Annotated in this window: 1 pseudogene; it reads left to right on the forward strand. The window is 71.6% G+C overall.

Annotation, left to right across the window (positions count from 1 at the left end):
* Window positions 1-468: pseudogene (locus tag FE811_RS27135) on the forward strand (electron transfer flavoprotein subunit alpha/FixB family protein); the annotation flags it as partial.

Here is a 468-nt window from a genome sequence, read left to right on the forward strand (position 1 = left end):
GCGACGGCGAAGGCGGTGGGCGCGGTCAAGGGCCTGGGTGATGTCACGGTGCTCTGCGCCGGCGCCTCGGCGAAAGCGGCCGCCGAGGAGGCGGCGAAGATCGCCGGCGTCGCCAAGGTACTGGTCGCGGAAGACGCGCTCTACGGCCACCGGCTGGCCGAGCCGACCGCGGCGCTGATCGTGTCGCTCGCGGGCGATTACGACCACATCGCGGCGCCTGCGACGACGGACGCCAAGAACGTGATGCCGCGCGTCGCGGCGCTTCTGGACGTGATGGTGCTGTCGGACGTCTCGGCGGTGATCGACGCGGATACGTTCGAGCGGCCGATCTACGCCGGCAACGCCATCCAGACCGTGAAGTCGAAGGACGCCAGGAAGGTCTTCACCATCCGCACCGCGAGCTTCGAGGCGGCGGGGATCGGCGGTTCGGCCAGCGTGGCGGAGACCGCCGCCGCCGCCGATCCCGGC

The sequence above is a fragment of the Paracoccus sp. FO-3 genome (genome assembly GCF_006386455.1).
Lineage (GTDB): Bacteria > Pseudomonadota > Alphaproteobacteria > Rhodobacterales > Rhodobacteraceae > Paracoccus > Paracoccus versutus.